This window comes from Nocardioides sp., assembly GCF_050699375.1.
Taxonomy (GTDB): domain Bacteria; phylum Actinomycetota; class Actinomycetes; order Propionibacteriales; family Nocardioidaceae; genus Nocardioides.
This window is the reverse complement of sequence record NZ_JBOHDN010000243.1, coordinates 1-24,612: the sequence shown is the minus strand read 5'-3', so window position 1 is coordinate 24,612 and position 24,612 is coordinate 1. Positions and strand designations below refer to the sequence as shown.

Below are 24,612 nucleotides of genomic sequence, written 5' to 3'. Positions count from 1 at the left end.
ACTCGGCAGAGGACTCGGTCACAACGAGCCGACTCGGCAGAGGACTCGGTCACAACGAGCCGACTCGGGACTCAGGAGTCGACGGTGATCGGTTCGCCGCCGGAGACCAGGCGCCAGTCGACCGAGGCGAAGGCCGCCGGGTCGATGACCTGGTTGGCGGTGACCCAGTCGATGAGCAGCTGCCGGATCTCCACCTGCTGGTTGTAGACCACCGGGGCGTCGGTGACGTGCGGGAATCCCCCGCCGCCGGACTGTCGGTAGTTGTTGACCGCGAGCACGAACTCCTGCGCGTCGGTGACCGCGACCCCGTCGTAGGCGAGGCCGATGATCCGCGACCCGACCGGGACCGAGATGTCGATGTCGTAGGTCAGCGGCGCGTCCAGGGCGGCGATCGTGTCGAAGTTGTAGTCGGGGGTGCCGTTGGGCGCGGTGTCGGTGGGCGCGTTGGTCACATCGTCGATCGGGAACGGTCCGGTGCCGCTGATCTGCTTGAAGTAGCGCGCCGTGAACTCCAGGTAGTCCTTGAGCTGGGCGCCGGTCACCCGCACCGCCATCAGGGTGTTGTCGTAGATGTAGAGACCGGCCACGTCACGTACGGTCACCTCGCCCGCGGGGAAGGCCGCCGCACGGCTGAACGGGGCCGCGATCGAGATGACCGGCAGCTCCGCGTCGGAGCCGGTGAGCGCCGCCTTGACCGCGTCGGCCTGGACATAGTTGACGAAGTCGATGATGGGTACGTCCTCGACGACCGCCCGCGCGGCCAGCATCTCGACGGCCGAGGTGCCGACGACCGAGTTGACGTAGGAGATCACCGCGTCGTGCTGCTGCTGCACGGCGGCCGTCACCTGCGGGTCGGGGTCGACGGTGTTGGAGTTGAGGGTCTGCGAGGTCGCCGACTCCAGGACCCAGCGCGGCCGGCCGTGACCCTTCTCGCGGCGTACGACCAGGTCCATCACCGAGACGCGCATGCCCCAGTAGAGCGGCTCGGTCAGCAGCACCTGCTTGCCGGTCTCGGTGTTGGTGACGAAGCGCTCGGTGATCTCGCGGTGGGCGTGGCCGACCAGGATGGCGTCGACGTCAGGCACCTGCTCGGCGACCAGGGTGGCGGCGTTCTCCGGGGGCAGCTCGTCACCGTAGGAGCTGGAGGTGTCGGCACCGGAGTGGGCGCTGATGATGACCAGGTCGCAGCCGGCCTTCTTGAGCTCGGGCACATAGATCGAGGCCTGTTCGACCAGCCCGGGGAACTCCATCTTCCCCTCGACGTTGGCCTTGTCCCAGATCGCGATCCCGGGGTTGGTCAGGCCGAGCACACCGACCTTGAGGCGGCGGCCATGGCCGAGCTCGTACTCCTTGATGATGTAGGGCGCGAAGACGGGCAGCTTGGTCGAGGGGTCGACCGCGTTGGCGCCGAGCATCGGGAAGTCGACCTGCTCCTCGAACTTCCGGAGCGTGTCGATGCCGTAGTTGAACTCGTGGTTGCCGAGCGCCACCGCGTCGTAGCCGACCAGGTTCATCGCCCGCGCCATCGGGTGGACCGCGCCCTCGGTGATCGGGTCGATCCGGGCGTAGTAGTAGGCCAGCGGGGTGCCCTGGATCGTGTCACCGGCGTCGATGGTGAGGATGGGCTCGCCGTGCCGCTCCTCGCGGACTGCGTCGATCAGCGTCTTGACCTTCGCGACGCCGACCTCGTCGCCGGCGGTGTTCGAGAACTCGGCGTTCTTGTAGTAGTCCCAGCTGAAGACGTTGCCGTGCAGGTCGGTCGTGCCGAGAACGGTCAGCCGGAACGTGTCGGGCTTGCCGGCGCTGTTCACACCATGGGCAGGGGTTGCGGTGTAGCCGGCCGCGGCCAGCCCGGCAGCGCCCGTGACGGCGCCGGAAAGGACGGATCGGCGGGTGGCGTGTGGCATCGGTAACGTCCTTGCACGAGTAGGTAATCGCCTGCAAAGCAATTCCTACCACTTCGTACGCCACTTGGCGGTGCCTTTGAGAAGGCTTCAGGCAGCGAGGTGCTTCTTCTTGACCGGCTTGCCGTCGAGCGTCACCAGGCGGCGCTTCTTGACCGTCATCCCCTCGGGCAGGGTGCCTTCCTTGAGCATGCGGATCGGGCAGCGCTTGCAGCGCGACTTCGATACGCAGCACTCCGTCTTGGGAGGCTTCCTCTTCTTGCCCACACGCAGAGCGTAACAGCGAGGTTAGGCGAGCCTTACTTCGTCGTCACCGCTCCTCGGCCATACGCCGGGCCAGGACCGGGACGACGATGGCGGCGGCGACGACATGCAGGACCATCAGCGTGACGGCGCTGGGGACGTCGAAGCCGAAGGTGGCGTCGGGAACCAGCGAGGCGACGGTCAGCACGACGGTGGTGACGACGAAGGTACGTCGCGGGCGGCGGGCGACGCGGGCCATCACCGCGGCCATCGCGACCCCGATGAGCGAGAAGAACGCGGTCAGCTGGGCGAAGCCGAGGACCGGGATCGGCCCGTCCGCGGTCTCGAAGTTCACACCGGCCGCCGAGGCGGCGACCGCCAGGCCGGTGACGACGGCTGAGGCGGCAACGGTGGCGGCGACACCATGGAGCCAGACCGCCTTGCGAGCGGTGGGGCGAGCGGTGGCGTACTGCTGGGTGGTGGTGATCGTGGACATCTCGGTCTCCCGTGAAGTGGCGGGAGGCGCTGCTCGCCTCCCTCTGCCTACTCCACGAACGGCGCCGAGCCGGATCGACAGGGTCCCCGAAACTTTCGTGAAGTTTCGGGGACCCTGTCGATCCTTGGCTCAGGAGAGGCCGGTCAGGAAAGGCTGTTGGCCTTGCGGACGACCTCGACGATGTCGGCCATGATCTCGGTGAGGCTGAAGTCCTTGGGCGTGTAGACCGCCGCGACGCCCGACTCGAGCAGGGTCTTGGCGTCGGACTCGGGCACGATGCCGCCGACGATGACGGGGATGTCACCGAGACCGGCCTCGCGCAGGCCCGCGACCACGGACGGCACCAGGGACATGTGGGAGCCGGAGAGGATCGAGAGGCCGACCACGTGTACGTCCTCGGCGACCGCCGCGGCGACGATCTGCTCCGGGGTGAGCCGGATGCCCTGGTAGATGACCTCGAACCCGGCATCACGTGCCCGGACCGCGACCTGCTCGGCGCCGTTTGAGTGTCCGTCCAGGCCCGGCTTGCCGACGAGCATGCGCAGCTTGACGCCGAGCTCGTCGCCGGTGGCCTTGACCCGGTCGCGTACGGCGGCCAGCTCGGCGCCGGCCTCGGCGGCACCGACGGCCCCGGAGACGCCCGTGGGTGCCCGGAACTCGCCGAAGACCTCGCGCAGGGTGCCGGCCCACTCCCCCGTGGTCGCGCCGGCTCGGGCTGCGGCCAGGGTGGCCTCCATCAGGTTGGCGTCGGTCTTCGCGGCGGCGGCCAGACCGGCCAGGGCCTCGGAGACGGCCGTCTCGTCACGCTCCGACTTCCACGCCTCGAGCGACCCCTTGGCCGCTTCCTCGGCGCGCGGGTCGGCGACCATGATCGCGCCGTCCAGGTCGGCGGTCAGCGGCGACGGCTCGGTGGTGGTGAACTTGTTGACACCGACGATGACCTCGTCGCCGGCCTCGATCGCACCACGGCGACGTGCGTGCGAGGAGACCAGCTCCGACTTCATGTAGCCCGTGTCGACGGCGGCGATCGCGCCCCCCATCGCCTGGACCCGGTCGATCTCGTCCTTCGCGCCCGCGACGAGCTCGGCGACCTTGGCCTCGATGACCGGGGAGCCGTCGAAGATGTCGCCGTACTCCAGCAGGTCGGACTCGAAGGCCAGCACCTGCTGCAGCCGCAGCGACCACTGCTGGTCCCACGGGCGCGGCAGGCCGAGCGCCTCGTTCCAGGCCGGCAGCTGCACGGCGCGGGCCCGCGCGCTCTTGGAGAGCGTCACGGCGAGCATCTCGAGCACGATGCGCTGGACGTTGTTCTCCGGTTGTGCCTCGGTCAGGCCGAGGGAGTTGACCTGTACGCCGTAGCGGAACCGGCGCATCTTCGGGTCCTCGACGCCGTAGCGCTCGCGGGTGATCTCGTCCCACAGCTCGACGAAGGCGCGCATCTTGCACATCTCCTCGACGAAGCGAACGCCCGCGTTGACGAAGAACGAGATCCGGCCGACGACCTTGCCGAAGTCCTCCTCGGAGACCTGGCCGGAGGCCTTGACCTGGTCGAGGACCGAGATCGCGGTGCACATCGCGTAGGCGATCTCCTGCACCGGCGTCGCCCCGGCCTCCTGCAGGTGATAGCTGCAGATGTTGATCGGGTTCCACTTCGGGATCTGGTGGACCGTGTAGGCGATCATGTCCGAGATCAGCCGCAGGGAGTGCTCGGGCGGGAAGACGTACGTCCCCCGGGAGAGGTACTCCTTGATGATGTCGTTCTGCGTGGTGCCGGCCAGCTTGGCAGCCACCTCGGTCGGATCCATCCCGGGGTTCTGCTCCTCGGCGGCGACCTGATACATCGCGAGCAGCCACATCGCGGTCGCGTTGATCGTCATCGAGGTGTTCATCTCGGTGAGCGGGATCTGGTCGAAGAGCTTGCGCATCTCGCCCATGTGCATGATCGGCACGCCGACCTTGCCGACCTCGCCACGCGCGAGCGTGCTGTCGGGGTCGTAGCCGGTCTGAGTCGGCAGGTCGAAGGCGACCGAGAGACCGGTCTGCCCCTTGGCGAGGTTGTTGCGATAGAGCTGGTTGGACGCCTCGGCGGTCGAGTGGCCGGCGTACGTCCGCATGACCCAGGGGCGGTCCTTCACCGGGCGGCTGCTCTGATCGCCGCTGCGGCCATGCTCGGAAGGCGTGGTGTCCGTCATAGGACGAATGTTAGTCCCTCGGTTACCGATCAGTAACCGCGTCCGGTGTGGAAAATCCCACTCTGTCGCCGTCTCGATCAGGCGATCAACGGCGAGTTCTCGACCTCGAGCACACGATACAGCCTGGAGAGGTGGAGCATCCGGCGTACGGCCGGGGTGCACCCGTGCATGATGAGGCGGCGCCCCTCGGCGTGGGCCTGCCTGGTCGCGACGGCGAGCAGCTTCAGCGCCGTCACATCGGCACAGGTCACGCCGGAGACATCGAGCACCACGTCGCCCTCGACCGCGTCGAGATGGTCATAGATGACGCTGCGCACCATCCAGGTGCTGCGTACGTCGAAGTCACCGCTCAGTACAAGCGTCGGTCCGTCGATCACGATCTCCATGCCCTGCCTCCGTCGCCTTGGAAGTGGGTTGCCCTGGTTCTGCCTACACGTGAGAGACGTTGCCTCTCGCCCACTATGACGCGCCGTGGTGGCGATTGGTTGCACCACACCAGCCTCATTCGTCACTTGCGTCACGATTTTCTGTCAATCGACCCACATCGCGTCGATGCCGCGACGCAACCCACCCCAGGACGGCCGAATAGGCTCAGCACATGGTCAACCTGACGCGCATCTACACCCGCACCGGCGACGCCGGTGAGACCCGGCTCGGCGACATGAGCCTGACTGCCAAGACCGACCTGCGGCTGGAGGCGTACGCGACCACCGACGAGGCCGGGGCCGCGATCGGTGTCGCACTGGCCCACGGCGGCATCGACGAGGACGTCGTGAAGGTGCTGACGACCATCCAGAACGACCTCTTCGACGTCGGCGCCGACCTCTCGACGCCGGTCGTGGCCGACCCCGAGTATCCGCCGCTCCGCGTCGAGCAGGCCTATGTCGACCGGCTGGAGTCCTGGTGCGACGACTACAACGAGTCGCTGGAGAAGCTCCGCTCGTTCATCCTCTCGGGCGGCACGGTGGCCGCAGCGCACCTGCACGTCGCGCGGACGGTCGTGCGCCGTGCCGAGCGGGCGGCCTGGGCTGCGTACGAGGTCCATGGCGAGTCCATGAACAAGCTCGCGCTCACCTACCTCAACCGCCTCAGCGACCTGCTCTTCATCCTGGCCCGGCACGCCAACCGCGAGCAGGGCGACGTCCTGTGGGTGCCCGGCGGCGAGCGCTAGCGCGAAGCGCGCCCGAAGGGCGCGGATGTCACTGTCACAGCCAGCCGCGGCGCCCGGCCTCGTAGCCGAGCTGGAGGCGGGTGTCGACCTGCGCGCGGTCCATCATCTGGCGTACGCGGCGCTGGACCGTACGCAGCGAGAGCCCGAGCTGCGCGCCGATGGACGCGTCGGTCAGGCCCGCGAGCAGCAGCGAGAGCACCTTTGTATCGAGCGGCTCGAGACGATCGGCGGCCGTCTCGACAGTGCCGTCGGGCGTAGCCACCAGCTTCGGCGCCGAGGTCCAGATCAGGTCGAAGAGCGCGTTGATCGCGTCGAGCAGACCGCTGGGGTGGAGCAGGAGCGCGTCCGTGACGGTGTTGTGCTCGCCCGATGGGGACAAACCCTGCATCAACGGGATCAGCGCGATCTCGCGGTCGACGATGAAGGCCCGCAGCGGCACGGTCGGCACGACCCGCAGCTCGATCCCGATCTGGAGGCCGGAGTCGATGGTTTCGTAGATGCCGGGAGTGTCGAAGACGGAGCGCTCCAGGACGATGTCGTGCCTGACGCCGCGCTCGATGGCGGCACGCTCGGCTTCGTCGGCGTCCTCGCGGGTGACGACCGCTGCCTGCGGCTTCTGCAGCGCCTGGATGGTCTTCTTCGCCGAGTACTGCAGCTGGGCGAACCGCTGCGCGATGGCCTCGGTTCCGTGCACGACATCGACGACATCGGCCACGTCCCGGCGGGCGACGGAGCCGCGGTAGAGCCCGGAGAGCTCGGTCATCTCGACCTGCGCGCGCCGCAGCTCGTCCTGACGCTGGACGAGCAGCGCCCCCAGAGCCACGGCCGGCGGCGAGGCGACGTAGCGGTCCTGGCCTGCCGAGGCGCGCGCCACGAGACCCTTCCCCTCGAGCGCCGAGAGGATCGCGGTGGCCGCGTAGGTGTCCAGATCGGCCGCCTCGGCGAGCTCGTCGAGGTTCGCCGACGGCGCACCGACCAGCTGGCGGTAGACCGTCTCCTCGAGGGTGTCGAGGCCGAGCGCATCAAGCATCCGGGGGCCTTTCATGACTGTGGATGAACGACGGTCATCATGGCAGATATATGACACGTCGTAATCCCGCCAGGGCGGTTCGACTTGCATTCGCGAGCAATCTGGCCGAAAGTATTCATCGCCACCTCGGTCCGGATCCCCCCGCTCGGATCGAGGTGGCTTTCATTTTGCGCGACAATGTTGTGCGGACTGATTCGGATTCGGTTGCGCGGCACGCAAGGGCGTACGCGGTCTATGCAGGCTGGTGAATGCAAGGAAACCGCTTTGCTGGGCGCCACCGGTCTAGACCAGTGCCCGGCCTCGCCGGTGTCCCAGGGCCGCACGACCGCGGCGCGGCGCCGTCTCGCGGCGCCCCGAGCCTGCTGACGTCAAGCGTCGAGGAACTTCCAGGACGCGCCCCCAACGTCCACGAAGTCGCAGAACCGGCCTCATGCTGGAAGACTAGTGCGGGTGTCCTTGCTCGAAGCTCTCACGAACGACCTACTCCGGGAGACCTTCGACCCGCAGACGATGGAGCGCGGCGAGGCGTACGCGGCAGAGGGTCGAGTCGGTGACCCGGAGGTCCGGGCGGTCGGCGACACCACGCTGCGAGCGGCGGCCGATGTCAGCGGCACCCGGTCGGTCCCGTATCGCGTGGTCCTCATCCTGGAGACCAAGGACGAGGCGCCTCGGGTGATGAACACCTGCACCTGTCCTGTTCGTCTCAACTGCAAGCACGGCGTCGCCCTCGGCTTGACGCTGATCAGCCCCCAGCCGAGCGCCCCGGACCAGGGCTCGTCGTGGGAGACCGAGCTGCGTACGCTGCTGGGCCAGCTCGCCGAGGACAGCAAGCCCGAGGACGACCTGCCCGCGCTGGCACTCGAGATCGACGTGCAGGTCAAGCGGCCCAGCCCGCGCTCGGCCACTGCGGGCTCCCCCACTGTCGAGCTCCGGCCGATGCGTATGGGCAACCGCGGCCGCTGGGCGAAGACCGGCGCCGACTGGTCCAACATCCCCAGCGCTCTGCCAGGCAAGGACTTCCCGCGCGGCCAGCTGCTCCCTCTCCAGGAGCTCGCCCGGCAGCTGCGGTCCGACCGGCTGCTCTATGCCCGGGGCTCCTCGCTCACGCTCGCCGACTTCGGCGACTCGGCCGTCAATCTGCTCCGCGACGCCGTCCGTGGCGGCGTGACCGTGCTGCCCGGCGAGAACATACGCGGCGTGGTGATCTTCGACGAGCCGCTCTCGCTCGCCGGCGACCTGCGCCGCGAGGACGGGGACGCCGTCCTCCGCTTCGGCCTCGCCCACGGCGACCGGGTCTACGCCGGCCCGACGGTGCTCCCGATCGGACGCCCGACCCGTTCGGTGGGCGTGCTCGATGCCGGCGTGCTTCATCTCGGCGACCTCTCCGGGCCGCTGTCGACGCACGCACAGCGACTGGTGACGGCCAAGGAGCCGCTGACCGTCCCCGAGGCCGAGATCGGCACGCTGAGCGCTCTGCTGGGGCCGCTGGCGCGCCTGGTACCGCTGCGATCCGCCGACGACGCTCTCGACATCCCGGAGCCGCCGGCGCCCCGGCTGAGCCTGACGGTGACCTGGCGCAGCTCCACCCACGCCACGCTCGGCTGGACGTGGGCCTACGGCGTACGTCATTACCCGGTCGACTCCCGCGAGGATCTCGGCCTCGTCCGCGACCGCGCCGCGGAGGCCGACCTGCGTGGCCTGGTCTCGTCCGAGCTCCTCCGCAAGCAGGAGGTGCGCGACGGCGACGCGCTCGCGCTCGCCATCCACGATCTCCCCGCGCTGCGCGAGATCGACGGTGTCGACGTCACCGAGGTGGAGCGCCCCGACTTCCGCGAGACCGAGGAGGATCCCGAGATCTCCTTCGAGATCGCCGAGCAGGGCTCCGACGGAGGGATCGGCCAGGACTGGCTCGACCTCCAGGTCGTGGTCACCATCGGCGGCGAGCCGGTGCCGCTGCCCGACGTGCTCTCGGCGCTGACCCGCGGCGACGACTTCCTGATCCTCCCCAGCGGCACCTACATCAGCACCGACCGACCCGAGCTCGACCGGCTGCGCAACGTCGTCGAAGCCGCCGGGCAGCTCCATGAGCGCACCGGCGACGGCATCTCGGTGGGCAAGCACGACCTCGGCGTCTGGGCCGAGCTCGCCGAGCTGGGCGTGGTCGACCAGCAGGCCGCCGAGTGGGTCCAGCGCGCCCAGGCGCTGCGCGACCTGCGCGAGATCCCCCGGCCCGAGCCCACCGGGGTGGCGACCGAGCTGCGGCACTACCAGCTCGACGGCTTCCACTGGCTGGCCTTCCTGCACGACCAAGGCCTCGGCGGGATCCTCGCCGACGACATGGGACTCGGCAAGACGCTCCAGGTCCTGGCCACGATCTCGCACGCGGTGGCCGCCGGCACCACCTCGACCGCTCCGGGCTCCCCTTCGAAGCTGGGCAACCCGTTCCTCGTGGTCGCGCCCACCAGCGTCGTACCCGCCTGGGTCCAGGAAGCCACCCGCCACACCCCCGGTCTTCGCGTCGCGACGGTGAGCAAGCGCAGCGACCACGTCGCGGCGGCTCGGGAGGGCGCCGACATCGTGATCACGACGTACGCGATCCTCCGGCTCGAGCAGGACTCCTTCGCCGGCCGCCCCTGGGCCGGTCTCGTCCTCGACGAGGCTCAGCAGGTCAAGAACCACCAGAGCAAGACGTACGCAGCGGCCCGCCGCATCGATGCCCGCTGGCGCCTGGCGGTGACGGGCACACCGTTCGAGAACCGGCTGATGGAGCTGTGGGCGCTGCTCTCGATCACGGCGCCGGGCCTCTACCCGAGCCCACGGATGTTCCGCGACGCGGTGGTGTCTCCCGTGGAGAAGTCGGGCGACGACAGGGCGCTGCACCGGTTCCGGACCAGGCTGCGCCCGTTCCTGCTGCGCCGTACGAAGGAGCTCGTCGCCGACGATCTGCCCCCGAAGCAGGAGCAGGTGCTCGGCGTCGACCTCGGTCCGGAGCACCGCAGGATCTACGACGCCCACCTTGCCAAGGAGCGGCAGCGGATCCTGCACCTCCTCGACGACTTCAACGACAACCGGGTCGCGATCCTCAGCGCGCTCACCCGCCTGCGCCAGCTCTCCCTCGACCCCGGCCTGGTCGACCCCGAGGACGACGAGGTCGGCTCCGCCAAGCTCGACACCCTCGTCGAGCACATCGAGGAGCTTGCCGCGGAGGGCCACAAGGCACTGGTCTTCAGCCAGTTCACCTCGTTCCTGAGCCGAGCCCGCACCCGCCTCGACGACGCCGGCATCGACTTCGCCTATCTCGACGGCGCCACCCGCGATCGTGGCGCGGTCATCGAGAGTTTCCGCGACGGCGACGCCCCGGTCTTCCTGATCTCGCTCAAGGCCGGCGGCGTCGGCCTGACCCTGACCGAGGCCGACTACGTCTTCGTCCTCGACCCCTGGTGGAACCCCGCAGCCGAGGCCCAGGCCGTCGACCGCGCCCACCGCATCGGCCAGACCCAGCACGTGATGGTCTACCGCCTCGTCTCCACCGACACCATCGAGGAGAAGGTCATGGAGCTCAAGGAGCGCAAGGCCGAGCTCTTCGCCAAGGTAGTCGACGGCGAAGGCGCGATGGCTACGTCGATCGGCGCCGACGACATCCGCGCCCTCTTCGACTGAAACGGGCGCAGCCCGTCTGGTGTAGCCGAGTCGGCTCATCGTGACCGCGAATCCCGCCGAGTCGGCGCGTCTGCCCCACAAATACAGCTCGAGCCGGCGCGTCTGTCTCACAAGTACAGCCCGAGTCGGCGCGTCTGCCCCAAGCCCTGTGCCGGCGCTGTGCAGATCTGGGACAGACGCGCCGACTCGACAGCTGGTTGTGAGACAGACGCGCCGACTCGGCATGGTTAGGGAGGCGTACGACGCCGGGCGACTGTGACGGCCAGAGCGGCCGCGGGGAGCATGAGGACGGCGACGACCAGGAGGGCGCGGAGGGTGCCGACCTGGTCTCCTACGGCGCCCAGGATGGGTGGGAAGCCCAGGAAGGCGCCGTAGGCGAGGGTGGAGACGACCGAGACCCGAGCAGCGGCCCGGGATTCGTCGTCGGCGGCGATGCTGATCCCCAGCGGGAACCCGAGAGCAGCGCCGAAACCCCACAGGGCGATGCCGACGAGCGCGAGCTCGAAGGAGCCCGCGAGCACGGCCAGGATGATCCCCGCGCCGGCCAGCCCCGCAGAGGTGACCAGGACCGGCTGCCGTCCGACGCGGTCGATCACCTTCGCGCCCGCGAAGCGGGCGATGCTCATGCAGAGGACGAACGCCGCATAGCAGGCCACCCCGACCCGGTGGCTCACGTCGTAGCCGTCGATCATCGCCAGGGACACCCAGTCGTTGGCGCTCCCCTCGGCCGCGGCGAAAGCGAGCACCATCAGCCCCAGCAGGAGCGTGTGCGGCGAGCGCCAGGCCGCGATCAGCTCGCGCCGCGGCGAATGCCCGTCCGGAGGCACCTCGGCCGGGAGGAACCCGGCAGTGCCCCACCAGCAGACGGCCAGCGCGACGGCCGCGACGCCGGCGATGTGCCACACCGTCGACACCGTCCCCACCAGGGCGATGCCAAGCAGACCACCGAGTACGGTCCCCACGCTCCACATCGCGTGCAGCTGCGGCATCAGCGTCTTGCCACCACGCCGCTCGACCGCCGCGCCCTCGACGTTCATGGCGACGTCCCAGACCCCGTATCCGACGCCGTACGCCACGAGGAACAGCGCCACCAACCAGACCTGTCCGAGCCAGGTGCCGGAGACGGCTACCAGGCACAGCGCGACGGCGCAGAGGACCGCGCAGCGGCGTACGACCTGGGCAGCGCCCCAGCGCATCACCAGTCCCCCGGCGAGCGGCAGCGCCGAGACCGACCCGATGCCCATCGCCAGCAACATCAGGCCCACGGCCGAGTTGCTGAGCCCTAGGCCCTCACGCAGCGCGGGGATCCGGGAGATGAAGGTCGCGGCCAGCAGACCGTTGGTGGCGAACGCCACCACCGATCCGGCCTGGGCACGGGCAAGTGGCGTCACAAGTAAAGGCTAGTGGCGACCCTGGCCGCGCTCACAGTGGGATCAGTCGCGCTTCTCGTACGGGCCGCCGCGTCCGAAGATCGGCAGCACCCAGGGCTGGCGCAGCGGCGCGCCGGCGAGCGCGACGACGGCGAAGGCGGTCGCCAGGATCCACGCGATCCCGTAGAGCGCTCCCCCGAGCCCGAAGGTCACGATCGTGACCGCGAGCAGGGTGAGCTGCAGGTTGAGGGCACCGGCGGCGTGGTGCTTCACGAACTCCGAGCGCTTGCCGACGGTGTAGTAGAGGATCGCGGGGCCGACGGCGATCGGCACCCAGGTCGTCGCCTGAGCGAGGGCGGCCAGCAGCCGCTCCTCGGTGGTCGGCGGAGGCAGGAGATCACGGGCCGGCTTCGCGGGCGAGGGCGCCGGCGCGGGCTGTGCGACCAGATCGCGGGTGATCGGCTCGAGGGCGGCGTACGTCTTCGACCTCATGGTCAGGTCGAACCGGACGTCGAACTCGGCCTGGTCGAGCCGGCCATCGGCGTAGGCGGACTTGAGCACGTCGATCACACGGTCGCGATCGGCATCGGTGCAGCGGAGCTCATCTCCCTCGGGCGAGGCCGGCGGGGTGGGCGAGGTGGGAATGGGAGCGGTTGAGGACATACCTCAACGATCCGCTCTCGACGGGCTCCGGACAATCAGGGAAGCCCCCGAAAGCAAACCGGTCGACCCCGGTGTTGTGCCGGGGACAGCCGACTGGAGGGACCGTCAGAAGACGGTCCAGTTGGACCTGATCGGGCGGGACTCGAGCCACGCCTGGAAGCCGATGAGCGTCTGCTGGTCCATGGAGAGGTCGATGTGCTCGCCGTTGACCTCGCACGTGACGATCAGGCTCTCGGGGTAGAGGACGAGCTCCTCGATCCCCTCAGGTGAGCGGCTGGAGATGTAGGAGAGCTCGACCCGGCGCCAGACCCGTTTGGGCTTGGGCGAGAGGGAGAAGATGCGGAACCACTCCAGCTGTGCCTCACCGGAGTAGCGGCCGATACCGATGACCCAACCGCGCCCGGGACTGGTGTCCCGGACGCGGTGGCTCAATTCGAAGACTCCGCCGTTGCGGGCGAGCAGACGGCGACGTACGGCGATCCCGATGCCATAGGCGAGGACAAGCAGGAGCAGACAGGCCACAACGACCAAGAGCAGCTCCCACCATGCCATCCGGGTATCGCCCCTCTCCGCCTAAGCGGCCTTCTCGACAGCGCGGATGCGTGCCTCGGCACGACGGATGCGCTTCTCGGCGTCGTTGTTGGTGCCTAGCAGCCTACGGGCTTCCTCGAGCTCGACCTGTGCTGCGTCGAGGTCGATCTCGTGTGCCAGCAGGATGTGCTCGGACAGGATCGAGACGCGGTCGTTGGCCACCGAGAGGAAGCCACCGTCGACGGTCGCGATGACCTCGGTGCCCTCCTCGGGGGTGATCTCGACGACCGCCTCGGTGAGCGCCGACAGCACCGGCGCGTGACCGCGCAGGACGCCGACATCACCGTCGACCGTTCGTGCGATGACCATGGTGGCCCCGCCGCTCCAGACCACCCGGTCCGCAGCGACGAGCTCCACCTGCAGGGCGTCCGTCATCAGAGACCCTTCTGGATCTCGGCCCACTTCGCCTCGACGTCGTCGAGGCCACCGCACATGAAGAACGCCTGCTCGGCGACGTGGTCGTATTCACCGTTGGCGATCTTGTTGAACGCCTCGATGGTGTCCTTGACCGGGACCGTCGAGCCCTCGATGCCGGTGAACTGCTTGGCAACGTAGGTGTTCTGCGAAAGGAAACGCTGGATACGACGAGCGCGGGAGACGATGATCTTGTCTTCCTCGGAGAGCTCGTCGACACCGAGGATCGCGATCATGTCCTGCAGCTCCTTGTTTCGCTGCAGGATCTGCTTGACGCGCACCGCGCAGTCGTAGTGGTCCTGGCCGATGTACTGCGGGTCCAGGATTCGCGACGTCGAGGTGAGCGGGTCCACGGCCGGGTAGATACCCACCGAGGCGATCTCACGGGAGAGCTCGGTGGTCGCGTCCAGGTGGGCGAACGTGGTCGCCGGCGCCGGGTCGGTGTAGTCGTCAGCCGGCACGTAGATCGCCTGCAGCGAGGTGATCGAGTGACCACGCGTCGAGGTGATGCGCTCCTGGAGCACACCCATCTCGTCGGCGAGGTTGGGCTGGTAGCCCACCGCGGACGGCATCCGGCCGAGCAGGGTCGAAACCTCGGACCCGGCCTGGGTGAACCGGAAGATGTTGTCGATGAAGAGCAGCACGTCCTGGTTCTGAACGTCGCGGAAGTACTCCGCCATCGTCAGCGCCGAGAGGGCCACGCGCAGACGCGTGCCCGGCGGCTCGTCCATCTGGCCGAAGACCAGGGCGACCTTGTCGAGAACGCCGGCCTCCCCCATCTCCTCGATCAGGTCGTTGCCCTCACGGGTGCGCTCGCCGACACCGGCGAACACCGACACACCGTCGTGGTTCTTCGCCACACGGGCGATCATCTCCTGGATGAGGACGGTCTTGCCGACCCCCGCACCACCGAAGAGGCCGATCTTCCCACCCTGGACGTACGGGGTGAGCAGGTCGATGACCTTGATGCCCGTCTCGAACATCTGGGTCTTGGACTCGAGCTGGTCGAAGGCCGGAGCCTTGCGGTGGATGCCCCAGCGCTCCTTGACGTCGACGTTCTTCGGGTCGGTGTCGAGGATGTCGCCGGTCGTGTTGAACACGTGACCGAGCGTCGCGTCGCCGACCGGAACCGTGATCGGGCCACCGGTGTCGCGCACCGCGGAGCCGCGCACGACGCCGTCGGTCGGCTTCAGCGAGATCGCGCGGACCATGCCGTCACCGATGTGCTGAGCGACCTCCAGCGGGAGGGTCGTGGTCTCGTCGTTGAGCGTGACGTCGACCTCGAGCTTGTTGTAGATGTCCGGCATGGCGTCGACGGGGAACTCCACGTCGACGACCGGGCCGATCACGCGGGCGATGCGGCCCGTCGTGGTCTTCTCGTCAACCGTTGCAGTCATTGTTTAAGTCAGTCTTTCTGTGGGTTCTCAGTCGTTCGCAGCCTGGGCATCGGCGAGCGCGTTCACGCCACCGACGATCTCGCTGATCTCCTGGGTGATGCCGGCCTGTCGGGCCTGGTTGGCGATCCGCGTGAACTTGTTGATGAGCTCGTCGGCGTTGTCGGTCGCTGCCTTCATCGCCTTCTGACGCTGAGCGAGCTCGGAGGCAGCGGCCTGCAGCAGCGCGAACCAGATCCGGCTGTTGACGTACTGCGGGAGCAGGCTGTCGAGCACGGCCTCCGCAGAGGGCTCGAACTCGTACAGCGGCAGGGCCTCGCCCTCGCCGGGCGCTTCCTCACCTTCGACGACCTCCAGCGGAAGCAGGCGGATGGCCGTCGGCTTCTGCGTCATCATCGTCACGAATCTCGTGTAGACGACATGGACCTCGTCGACGCCGGGAGCCTTGGCCTCGCCGTCGGCGCCTTCTAGGAAGACCTCGATCAGCTTCTCGCCGATCTCCTTGGCCGCCTCGTACGTCGGCTGGTCGGTGAAGCCCGTCCAGGACTGCGCGATCGGGCGGCCACGGAACTTGAAGAAGCCCTCGGAGCGGCGGCCGACCAGGTAGAGGTCGACCTCCTTGCCCTCGTCGGTCAGCTTCGCGATGAGGCCTTCCGCCTCGCGCATGGCGTTGGAGACATAGCCGCCGGCCAGACCGCGGTCGCTGGCGAGCACCAGCACCGCGGCGCGGTTGGGGTTCTCCGGCTCGGTGGTCAGGGCGTGGTCGACGTTGGAGTACGTCGCCACGGCCGAGACCGCGCGGGTGAGCTCACGGGCGTACGGCGCGGCCGCATTCGCCCGCTGCTGCGCCTTGATGATCCGGGACGCAGCGATGAGCTCCATGGCACGCGTGATCTTCTTCATCGACTGCGTCGACTTGATCCGCGCGCGGAGTTCACGCACTGACACGGCCATGATCAGCCCCGCTTCTGCTTGACGATCTGCTCCTGCTCGACGTCCTCGTCCTCGAGAGCGTCAACCTTGGCCGAACCCGGCTTGATCGACTTGCCCTCGGAGGTCTCGAACTGGTCGAGGAAGGCCTCGTACGCCTTGATGACCCCGGACTCCGTGGCGTCGTCGAACTTCAGCGACTCACGGATGCCGGCCAGGACGCCCTCGTGCGAGCGGCTCAGGTAGTCGAGGAACTCCTGCTCGAACTTGAGCACGTCCTCGACCGGGACGATGTCCAGGCGGCCGGTGGTGCCGAGCCAGAGCGACACGGTCATCCGGTCGATCGGGTAGGGCGAGTAGGCCGGCTGCTTGAGCAGCGCCATCAGGCGCTGACCGCGGGCCAGCTGCTGCTTCGAGGCCGCGTCCAGGTCGGAGGCGAACATCGCGAAGGCCTCCATCGCGCGGTACTGCGCGAGGTCGACCTTGAGCGAACCGGTGACGCCCTTGAGCGCCTTGGTCATCGCGGCGCTACCGACGCGGGAGACCGAGACGCCGACGTCGATCGCCGGGCGCTGGTTGGCCGCGAACAGGTCGGACTGCAGGAAGATCTGACCGTCGGTGATGGAGATGACGTTGGTCGGGATGAACGCCGAGACGTCGTTGGCCTTGGTCTCGATGATCGGCAGGCCGGTCATCGAGCCCTTGCCCATCTCGTCGGAGAGCTTCGCGCAGCGCTCCAGCAGCCGGGAGTGCAGGTAGAAGACGTCACCCGGGTAGGCCTCACGGCCCGGCGGGCGGCGCAGCAGCAGCGACACGGCGCGGTAGGCCTCGGCCTGCTTGGTCAGGTCGTCGAAGACGATCAGGACGTGCTTGCCCTCGTACATCCAGTGCTGGCCGATGGCCGAGCCGGTGTAGGGGGCGAGGTACTTGAAACCGGCCGAGTCGGAGGCGGGAGCGGCCACGATCGTGGTGTACTCCAGCGCGCCGGACTCCTCGAGGGCGCCACGCACGGAGGCGATGGTCGAACCCTTCTGGCCGATGCCGACGTAGATGCAGCGGACCTGCTTGTCCGGGTCACCGGAGTCCCAGTTCTGCTTCTGGTTGATGATCGTGTCGATGGCGACCGTGGTCTTACCGGTCGCGCGGTCACCGATGATCAGCTGACGCTGGCCACGACCGATCGGGGTCATCGCGTCGATCGCCTTGATGCCGGTGGCGAGCGGCTCGTGGACCGACTTGCGGTCCATCACGCCGGGAGCCTGGAGCTCCAGCGCGCGGCGACCGTCGAGCGGGGTGACCTCGCCGAGACCGTCGATCGGGGTGCCGAGCGGGTCCACGACGCGGCCGAGGTAGCCGTCGCCGACCGGGACCGAGAGAACCTCGCCCGTACGTCGGACCGGCTGGCCCTCCTCGATCTTGTCGAAGTCGCCCAGGACGACGACGCCGATCTCTCGGGTGTCCAGGTTCAGGGCGAGACCAAGGGTGCCGTCCTCGAACTCGAGGAGCTCGTTGGTCATCGCCGAGGGCAGACCCGAGACGCGGGCGATACCGTCAGCGGTCGAAGCGACCGTGCCGACCTCTTCGGTCTTCGCGGCCTCCGGCTTGTAGTCCGCGACGTACTTTGCCAGTGCGTCCCGAATCTCATCGGGACGGATGGAGAGCTCCGTCATCTGTGCCTTCTCTCTCAGTACTTACAAGTCAGTCTGTGTCACGCAGGGGTGTGCGGCCAATTCGTTCGGTGGCCGCGGTGCCGGATCAGCCGGCGAGTGCTCGCTGCGCCCCTTCGAGGCGACTGGAGACGGTGCCGTCGATGACGTCGTCACCGATCGAGACCTTGATGCCACCGACGACGGCCGGATCGACCACTACGTTCAGGTGGACCTGGCGGCCGTACTTCTTCGCGAGGGCTGCGGAAAGGCGGGTGGTGTCCGCCTCCGAGAGCGGGGCGGCCACGCGGACGACCGCGGTGCTTTCGCCCGCGACCGAGGCCGCGACCTTCTGGTACTCATCCAGAGCGGACGAGGCGGTGCGGTAGGTGCCCGCCAGCGCCTGCTTGGTCAGGGCGACCGTCGCCGGCAGCGCCCTGCCACCGAGAAGGTCGTCGACCAGCGCGACCTTGTCAGCGTTCGTACGGGCCGGGTCGGAGAGCGCGTCGCGCAGCTCCGGCGTCTCCTGCACGGCCCGCTGGACCGCGAAGAGCTCGTCGGCGAGGCGCGGGGCCTCGTCGCCGGCGCCGCGAACCGCGGCGATCTCGCTGAGTCGCTCAACGGCGTCGCTCAGGTCTCCGGCGCGCGTCCAGCGGCGCTTGACCGCCAACTCGACGACGCCGAGGCCCGTCGCGTCGACCTTCCCGCCGAAGACCTCGCCGACGAGGCCGGTCTTGGCCTCCTGCGGCACCGAGACATCGGTGAGGAACCGGCGCAGGGACGGCTCGGCACGGAGGGTCTGGGAGACCTCGAAGAGGGTGTCAGCCGCCTTCGCAGCCGCCTCAGGAGAGGCGGAGGCCGCTGGCCCGGAAACCAAAGACAGCAGCTCCTCGGTCAGGACGGCAACGGCGTCGGCCGACGCTCCACGGAAGTCCATCAGTGAACCCCTGCCTCGAGGTCAGCGAGGAACCGCTCGACCACTCGACCGGAGCGCGCGTCGTCGTCGAGGGACTCCCCGACGATCCGACCGGCGAGACCGGTGGCCAGCGAACCGACCTCGGACTGCAGCGAGGCCGAAGCCTGCTGACGCTCGGCGTCGATCTGTGCCTTGCCGGCGGTCACGATGCGCTCTGCCTCGGCCTGAGCCTCGGTGCGCATCTCTGCCTTGATCGCAGCGCCCTCTTCGCGAGCCTGCTCGCGGATGCGGGCCGCCTCGTGACGGGCGTCGGCCAGCTGGGCCTCCAGCTCGGCGAGCTTGGCGTCAGCCTCGGCCTGCTTGGCATTGGCATTCTCGATGCCGCCTTCGATCGCCGCGGTTCGATCGGCGTACGCCTTCTCGAAGTTCGGAACGATGAACTTCGCGACTCCTACGAAGAGGATGGCGATGACGATGACACCGAGGATGATCTCCGGGACGTGCGGGACCAACGGGTTGATCTCGGTCTCCGCAGCGGTTACCTGGGTAAGGATCATGTCGGAACCTTCAGTAGTTCCCTACGTCAGAGCACGAAGGCGAGGGCGAGGGAGATGATGAAGAACTGCTCACACAGTGCGAAGCCGAGAATCGCGATCGCCTGCAGGCGGCTCTGAGCCTCCGGCTGACGAGCGACGCCGGCAACGTACGCGGCGAAGATCAGACCGACACCGACACCCGGGCCGATCGCGGAGAGGCCGAGGCCGATCATGTCTGCGCTGCCGTCCATGGTGGACTTCCTTTCGGTTGTGACGCGCTGTGCGTCAGTTGTTATGCGTCGAGTTGGTTTAGCTGTTGGTCCGAGCCTGAAGGGATCAGTGCTCGTCCGCGACTGCACCGGCGATGTACATCGCCGAGAGCAGCGTGAAGACATAGGCCTGCAGGAACATGATCAGCATGTCCAGGAAGGACACCAGGATGCCGAGCAGGAAGGAGAAGAGACCGGCCGAGACGCCCTGCCACGCCGGAGCGTAGTGCAGCATCAGCCAGGCGCCGCCGATGGAGAAGAGCGCGACCAGCAGGTGACCGGCGAACATGGTCGCGAAGAGACGGATCGCCAGCGTGAACGGCCGGACCACGATGTTGGAGAGGAACTCCAACGGGACCATCATGAGCAGGATCGGACCGCTCACGCCGCCGGGCACAGTCTGGAGCTTGAGGTAGCCGACGAAACCGTGCTTCGCGATGCCGACGATGTTGTAGATCAGCCAGGTGATGGCCGCCAGGGCCGCCGTGTAGCCGATGTGCGACATCGTGGGGAACTGGACGAACGGGATGACCCCGTAGAAGTTGTTGATGATGATGAAGACGAAGACCGTGAAGAGGTACGGCACGAACCTCATGTAGTCCTTCGACCCGATGATGTCGCGGGCGATGGAGTTGCGGACCATCCCGTAGACGTACTCACCGGCGAACTGCAGGCGGCTCGGGACCACGGCGGACTTGCGCGAAGCGGCGTAGAAGAAGCCGAAAGCGATCACGACGGACAGCAGGACCAGTAGGCTGACCTTGGTCAGAGCCCAGTCGCCGGACCCGACGATCGGCGGAAGGAAGAAGTCCGCGGGCCCCGGGATATGAGGCCCCGACTCCGACGCCATAACGGTGGCGGCAAGCGACTTCACGCTGTCTCCTGTTTGTTCGAACGTACGATTCTGGGTGGCGAGCTTCAAAGGCTCGGGCATCATCCCGGCGGCCGCCCCCGACGGCCCGGACGATATCAGGCGTTGACCGTGGTCATCCGTCCGCCCCTGGCAGCTCAAAGAGCGGGATCCGCTCGCGTCGCGCAAGCAACGCAAACGTGGTCGTCCATGCGACGGTGAGCGCGATGACCGAGAAGGCTGCCGGACGTACGACAGCGTCTCCCCCGGTCTGCGACACAATCAGCAGGACGATGAAGAGAATCAGGCCTGACGTGGTGAAAACGACAGCCGCGGCAGGCAACGACATAGCCGGCGACCTGGCCGCGATCACGAGCATCGCCCAAGAACCGAGCGACAGCACCACGACGGTGGCGACCGAACCGATCGCGGCACCAGTCAGGCCGTCGGCCCCAGCGAGGAGAAAGGCCACCACGACGGCAGCGAGCACAGCAACGGCGGACACTGCGGCAGAACCTCGCAGCACCTTGGTCTTGCTGGTTGCGGTCGTCATCGTCGGCGGCCGTTCTCTCTGGGGGCATTTCAGGTGTTCAGGAGCGTATCCCGAACGCTCGTGAAAACTATCACAAGCGCGTTTGGGTGCCCTAATTGATCGATCAAGACAACCTGATCAGGGCTGGTGCTCCAGCGGAGTGACGTCCTCGGGGACCTCGAGGAGCCTGTCGGTGCGCTCGCCGCGGATCTTGGGGAGGACGAAGGTGAGCAGCACGATGAGGGCGGTGGCGACGGCGAGGCCGGTGATGACGATCGGGCCGCGGTAGAGGGTCACGAAGACGGACCCGAAGGACACCAGACCGGCCCACAGCCACATGATCAGCACGGCACGACGCTGGGAGTGGCCGATCTCCAGGAGGCGGTGGTGCAGGTGCTTCTTGTCCGCGGCGAACGGGGAGCGGCCGGCGCGGGTGCGGCGTACGACCGCTAGCACCAGATCCACGAGTGGGACCACCAGGATCGTCAGCGGTAGGAGCAGCGGCAGGAAGGTCACCAGAAGCGCGGTGGAGGCGTCGAACGCGTTCACGTTCAGGCCGCCGGCGTTGTAGGAGCCCGAGAGCGTCACCGCGCTGGCCGCGAGGATCAGGCCGATCAGCATCGACCCGCTGTCCCCCATGAAGAGCCGGGCGGGATGCCAGTTGTGGATCAGGAAGCCGACGCAGGCACCCGCGAGCGCGACGCTCAGCAGAGCCGCGGTGGACGCGCGGCCGATGTCGTTGATCCGGGTGAACTGGTAGCAGAACAGGAAGAAAGCGAGCGCGCCGATGCCGACGACACCCGCGGCCAGACCATCCAGGCCATCGATGAAGTTGACCGCGTTGACCACGGTGATCACCACCAGTCCGGTGAGCAACGCGCCCTGGGCCGGGTCGACGGCGAACTGGGTGCCGTCGGGGAACGTGATGAACGTGTACTGCAGGTTGAAGCCCACCAGGATCGCCGTCGCCAGCACCTGCCCGCCCAGCTTGGTGAGCGCGTCCAGCTCGAAGATGTCATCGACGACCCCGACGACGCAGATCAGCGCCCCGGCCAGGATCACCACGCCGGTGTCCTGCAGCACGAAGTCCGGCGCATCTGCCAGGAACGGCAGCTCGCGAGCGACCAGATACGCCGCGACCAGACCGCCCAGCATCGCGACGCCACCCATATAGGGAACCGGGACGGCGTGTACGTCACGGTCGCGGACCTTCGCGACGGCCCCCGTACGCATCGCGAACTCCCGAGCGACCACGGTGAGCAGGTAGGTCACCACGGCGGCGACCAGGAAGAGGAGGAGGTAGGCGCGCATCAGGCTTCGGCGTCGGCGTCGGGGGTGGTCTCAGTAGGCTCGACCGGCGGCTGGCTGGTCTCGACCGCTTCCGGCTCCCCCGGCCGGCGGATGGCTACGTCGTGCTCGGCGAGGATCTCGTCGATCCGCTCGACACTGATCGCGCCCTCCCGAAGGACCTCCGGGTCATCGCCGGTGGCGGCGATGATCGTGGACGCCTCGCCGCCGGGCGACTCTCCCCCGTCGATGATGGCCTTGACCATCCGGCCGAGCATCTCGTCGGCCTGGTCGGCGTTGGTGGCGGCGGGCTTCGTGGTGCGGTTGGCCGAGCTGGTCGCGAGCGGACCGACCCGGTCGATGATCTTGCGCAGGATCTCGGAGTCGGGGATGCGTACGGCCACGGTCTGGCGGGCCTCACCCAGATCCCACTGCAGCGACGGCTGCTGGTGGAAGACGACCGTCAGCGCGCCGGGCCACAGCTCCTCGACGAGGGCGCGCGCCCAGTCGGGGATCCTCGTCGCGAGCGCGTCGAGGGTGGCGACGTTGGAGATCAGCACGGGCGGCGGCATCGAGCGGCCCCGCCCCTTGGCGGCGAGCAGACCGGCCACCGCGCCCTTGTCGAACGCGTCGGCGGCTACGCCGTAGACCGTGTCGGTCGGCACGACCACGAGCTCGCCGGCCTGAAGGGCGGCGACGGCAGCGTCGATCGCCTCGGTCTGCTCGTCCTCGGTCGCGATCGGGTAGCGCTCAGTCACAGTGCTCATGTTGCCAGTTGTGCGGTCGTGAAGCGCGGACGGCCTGCCAGATCGAGATGATCGCGCACGTCGGTCCACCTTCCGGTGCCGCTGAAGACCGCCGGGGCGCCGCCGGCGGCACCGTCCGGTCCCTGCTCGTCGGCGTGCTCGAACCCCACCACTCCCCCGGGTCTGAGCAGCTCTGCGGCCCGTCGCTCCAGGATGCGGATCGCGTCAAGGCCGTCCTGCCCGGAGAAGAGGGCGAGGTCGGGGTCGTGGTCGCGTGCCTCCGCAGCGACGGACTCCCAGGCCTCGAGCGGAATGTACGGAGGGTTGCAGACGATCACGTCGACGCTGCCGTCCAGGTCGGCGAACTCCTCGGCCATGTCGCCCTGCCGCAGGTCCACGCCGGTGCCGGCCAGGTTGCGTACGGCCCAGGGGTAGGCGTCCTCGGAGAGCTCGACCGCGTGGATCTGAGCGCCCGGGACCTCGTCGGCGATGCTCTTGGCGATCACTCCAGAGCCCGTGCAGAGGTCGACGACGATCGGGTGGTCGAGCGCGGCGGCGCGGTCGATCGCCCACCCCGCGAGGAGCTCGGTCTCGGGCCTCGGCACGAAGACACCGGGTCCGACGGCGAGCTCGACGTGGCGGAAGTACGCCACCCCGGTCAGGTGCTGCAGCGGCTCACGTTCCGCGCGGCGGGCGAGCAGGTCCGCGTACGCCTTCTCCTGGTCCTGCGCGACGTCATCGACGAGGAAGAGACGGTTGCGGTCGGTGTCGAGGACATGGGCCAGCAAGATGGCCGAATCGGTCTCTGAACTCTCGATCCCAGCCTCCGCGAGAAGCTTTCGGGCACTCGTCAGAAGTGTGCGCGGGGCGGTCATGGGCAACTACTCCTGAATGTGTTAGTCATGCTTTACCCGGCTGAGGGTAACGTTCGGGCGCCTCAACGGTTCTTCCGGTCATATCGGGGGACGCGGGAATTGGCCGCACACCCTGGCCGGGCGCTGTGCTGCCCCACCATCACACCCTCGTTCTCCCCGGAAGGAAACATCACCCCATGAAGTGGCTTTTGCTGCTCGTACTCATCCTCATCCTTGCCATCTTGATCTGGTTCTTCTTCGGTCGGCCGATCCGCAAGGACGCCAGGGCCGCTCACCGCGCGGACAAGGCCAACCCGGCCTCCGGTACCGCGACCGCGCCGGTCGCCGCTGCTGCGGTCGCCGAGACCCCTGCCGAGGCATCGATCACCGAGCCGGTCGCCGAGACCGCCGCTGACGAGGCCGCCGGGTCCGAGGACACCGACACCGACGCCGCGGCCTCTGCCGGCGACGCGGCTGACCGCGACGCCGAGGCCGACACGGACTCCGACCCGGACTCCGCTGCCGTCGTCGCGGAGGCCGAGAGCGTCACCGCGGCCGCTGCCGCCGATGACACGTCCGCCACCTCGGAGGCCGCCGGGTCGGCCGCCGACGCCGAGGTCACGTCCGACTCCTCCGACGAGCCGGACAGCTCCGCCGCAGATGGCGCCGACTCGACCGACTCCGCCAGCGCTGCCGACGCCGACGCCAAGATCGCGCCCGCGGCCGGAACCACCGAGGCCACCGGAACCAGCGACAACACCACGACGGCAGCCTCCGACGCTCCCGCAGAAGCCGCAGCGGACACGGAGACCGAATCGGTAGCGGACGCGGACGCTGAGACCCCGGTGCCCTCGGCTGCTGAAGCGCAATCCGCTGCGGCGGAGTCCGCCTCGACCGAGCCGGCAACCGAGAAGGCCG

General features: G+C 68.3%; 24 protein-coding genes. 3 read left to right on the top strand and 21 right to left on the bottom strand.

From position 1 onward, the window contains the following. Window positions 1-71 precede the first annotated feature (71 nt). The 5 genes from ACRDPS_RS17975 to ACRDPS_RS17955 all read right to left on the bottom strand — a co-directional run bounded on the left by ACRDPS_RS17975 (window position 72) and on the right by ACRDPS_RS17955 (window position 5,221). Window positions 72-1,907 (bottom strand): bifunctional metallophosphatase/5'-nucleotidase, encoded by a 1,836-nt coding sequence (locus ACRDPS_RS17975; RefSeq protein ID WP_431503030.1) that lies wholly within the window; start codon window positions 1,905-1,907, stop codon window positions 72-74. Between the two features lie 87 nt (window positions 1,908-1,994). After that, complete coding sequence (locus ACRDPS_RS17970; RefSeq protein ID WP_008362162.1) at window positions 1,995-2,171, bottom strand: hypothetical protein; 177 nt, start codon at window positions 2,169-2,171, stop codon at window positions 1,995-1,997. A gap of 43 nt (window positions 2,172-2,214) precedes the next feature. Continuing rightward, a complete protein-coding gene (locus ACRDPS_RS17965) occupies window positions 2,215-2,643 on the bottom strand; it encodes a DUF6069 family protein (protein WP_431503029.1) in 429 nt (142 codons plus the stop codon). Between the two features lie 143 nt (window positions 2,644-2,786). Then, window positions 2,787-4,835, bottom strand: a complete 2,049-nt coding sequence (locus tag ACRDPS_RS17960; RefSeq protein WP_431503028.1) for a protein meaA — start codon at window positions 4,833-4,835, stop codon at window positions 2,787-2,789. Between the two features lie 77 nt (window positions 4,836-4,912). Next, window positions 4,913-5,221 (bottom strand): STAS domain-containing protein, encoded by a 309-nt coding sequence (locus ACRDPS_RS17955; protein WP_431503027.1) that lies wholly within the window; start codon window positions 5,219-5,221, stop codon window positions 4,913-4,915. Between the two features lie 212 nt (window positions 5,222-5,433). Here ACRDPS_RS17955 and ACRDPS_RS17950 point away from each other — a divergent pair, with 212 nt between their 5' ends. Further along, window positions 5,434-6,006: a cob(I)yrinic acid a,c-diamide adenosyltransferase gene (locus tag ACRDPS_RS17950; RefSeq protein ID WP_431503026.1), complete on the top strand. Its 573-nt coding sequence runs from the start codon at window positions 5,434-5,436 to the stop codon at window positions 6,004-6,006. A gap of 34 nt (window positions 6,007-6,040) precedes the next feature. Here ACRDPS_RS17950 and ACRDPS_RS17945 read toward each other — a convergent pair whose 3' ends face one another. Further along, window positions 6,041-7,036 carry a helix-turn-helix domain-containing protein gene (locus ACRDPS_RS17945; RefSeq protein ID WP_431503025.1) on the bottom strand — a complete coding sequence of 332 codons (996 nt, stop codon included), beginning with the start codon at window positions 7,034-7,036 and terminating at the stop codon, window positions 6,041-6,043. Window positions 7,037-7,486: 450 nt separating this feature from the next. Between ACRDPS_RS17945 and ACRDPS_RS17940 the strand changes: the two genes are divergently transcribed. Further along, complete coding sequence (locus ACRDPS_RS17940; protein WP_431503024.1) at window positions 7,487-10,696, top strand: SNF2-related protein; 3,210 nt, start codon at window positions 7,487-7,489, stop codon at window positions 10,694-10,696. Between the two features lie 227 nt (window positions 10,697-10,923). Here ACRDPS_RS17940 and ACRDPS_RS17935 read toward each other — a convergent pair whose 3' ends face one another. From ACRDPS_RS17935 to prmC, 15 genes are all read right to left on the bottom strand, one after another. After that, window positions 10,924-12,087, bottom strand: coding sequence for an MFS transporter (locus ACRDPS_RS17935; RefSeq protein WP_431503023.1), 1,164 nt, complete (start codon window positions 12,085-12,087; stop codon window positions 10,924-10,926). Window positions 12,088-12,129: 42 nt separating this feature from the next. Then, a complete protein-coding gene (locus tag ACRDPS_RS17930; RefSeq protein ID WP_431503022.1) occupies window positions 12,130-12,729 on the bottom strand; it encodes a DUF1707 and DUF4870 domain-containing protein in 600 nt (199 codons plus the stop codon). Between the two features lie 105 nt (window positions 12,730-12,834). Then, the gene (locus tag ACRDPS_RS17925) at window positions 12,835-13,281 is read right to left on the bottom strand and encodes a DUF2550 domain-containing protein (RefSeq protein WP_431503021.1); all 447 of its coding nucleotides are present in this window, start codon (window positions 13,279-13,281) and stop codon (window positions 12,835-12,837) included. Window positions 13,282-13,302: 21 nt separating this feature from the next. Continuing rightward, window positions 13,303-13,695 (bottom strand): F0F1 ATP synthase subunit epsilon, encoded by a 393-nt coding sequence (locus tag ACRDPS_RS17920; protein ID WP_431503020.1) that lies wholly within the window; start codon window positions 13,693-13,695, stop codon window positions 13,303-13,305. Then, a complete protein-coding gene (gene atpD / locus ACRDPS_RS17915) occupies window positions 13,695-15,131 on the bottom strand; it encodes a F0F1 ATP synthase subunit beta (RefSeq protein ID WP_431503019.1) in 1,437 nt (478 codons plus the stop codon). Before atpD ends, ACRDPS_RS17920 begins: the two co-directional genes overlap by 1 nt. Before the next feature lie 27 nt (window positions 15,132-15,158). Next, window positions 15,159-16,082: a F0F1 ATP synthase subunit gamma gene (locus ACRDPS_RS17910; protein ID WP_431503018.1), complete on the bottom strand. Its 924-nt coding sequence runs from the start codon at window positions 16,080-16,082 to the stop codon at window positions 15,159-15,161. A gap of 2 nt (window positions 16,083-16,084) precedes the next feature. Continuing rightward, the gene (atpA, locus tag ACRDPS_RS17905) at window positions 16,085-17,728 is read right to left on the bottom strand and encodes a F0F1 ATP synthase subunit alpha (RefSeq protein WP_431503017.1); all 1,644 of its coding nucleotides are present in this window, start codon (window positions 17,726-17,728) and stop codon (window positions 16,085-16,087) included. An 85-nt stretch (window positions 17,729-17,813) separates the two neighbouring features. Beyond that, window positions 17,814-18,641 carry a F0F1 ATP synthase subunit delta gene (locus ACRDPS_RS17900; RefSeq protein ID WP_431503016.1) on the bottom strand — a complete coding sequence of 276 codons (828 nt, stop codon included), beginning with the start codon at window positions 18,639-18,641 and terminating at the stop codon, window positions 17,814-17,816. Next, entirely contained in the window at window positions 18,641-19,177 is a 537-nt protein-coding gene (locus ACRDPS_RS17895) for a F0F1 ATP synthase subunit B (protein ID WP_431503015.1), read from the bottom strand. Before ACRDPS_RS17895 ends, ACRDPS_RS17900 begins: the two co-directional genes overlap by 1 nt. A 26-nt stretch (window positions 19,178-19,203) precedes the next feature. Beyond that, window positions 19,204-19,407 carry an ATP synthase F0 subunit C gene (locus tag ACRDPS_RS17890; RefSeq protein ID WP_008362139.1) on the bottom strand — a complete coding sequence of 68 codons (204 nt, stop codon included), beginning with the start codon at window positions 19,405-19,407 and terminating at the stop codon, window positions 19,204-19,206. Window positions 19,408-19,492: 85 nt separating this feature from the next. Continuing rightward, window positions 19,493-20,299, bottom strand: coding sequence for a F0F1 ATP synthase subunit A (atpB, locus tag ACRDPS_RS17885; RefSeq protein ID WP_431503014.1), 807 nt, complete (start codon window positions 20,297-20,299; stop codon window positions 19,493-19,495). Window positions 20,300-20,411: 112 nt separating this feature from the next. Then, window positions 20,412-20,828 (bottom strand): hypothetical protein, encoded by a 417-nt coding sequence (locus tag ACRDPS_RS17880; RefSeq protein ID WP_431503013.1) that lies wholly within the window; start codon window positions 20,826-20,828, stop codon window positions 20,412-20,414. 117 nt (window positions 20,829-20,945) lie between these two features. Further along, entirely contained in the window at window positions 20,946-22,118 is a 1,173-nt protein-coding gene (locus ACRDPS_RS17875) for a glycosyltransferase family 4 protein (protein ID WP_431503012.1), read from the bottom strand. After that, the gene (locus ACRDPS_RS17870) at window positions 22,118-22,861 is read right to left on the bottom strand and encodes an L-threonylcarbamoyladenylate synthase (protein ID WP_431503011.1); all 744 of its coding nucleotides are present in this window, start codon (window positions 22,859-22,861) and stop codon (window positions 22,118-22,120) included. Before ACRDPS_RS17870 ends, ACRDPS_RS17875 begins: the two co-directional genes overlap by 1 nt. Next, a complete protein-coding gene (gene prmC / locus ACRDPS_RS17865) occupies window positions 22,858-23,715 on the bottom strand; it encodes a peptide chain release factor N(5)-glutamine methyltransferase (RefSeq protein ID WP_431503010.1) in 858 nt (285 codons plus the stop codon). Before prmC ends, ACRDPS_RS17870 begins: the two co-directional genes overlap by 4 nt. Window positions 23,716-23,891: 176 nt before the next feature. Here prmC and ACRDPS_RS17860 point away from each other — a divergent pair. Continuing rightward, window positions 23,892-24,612, top strand: a 721-nt coding sequence (locus ACRDPS_RS17860) for a hypothetical protein (RefSeq protein WP_431503009.1), incomplete at its 3' end; no start/stop codon positions are given.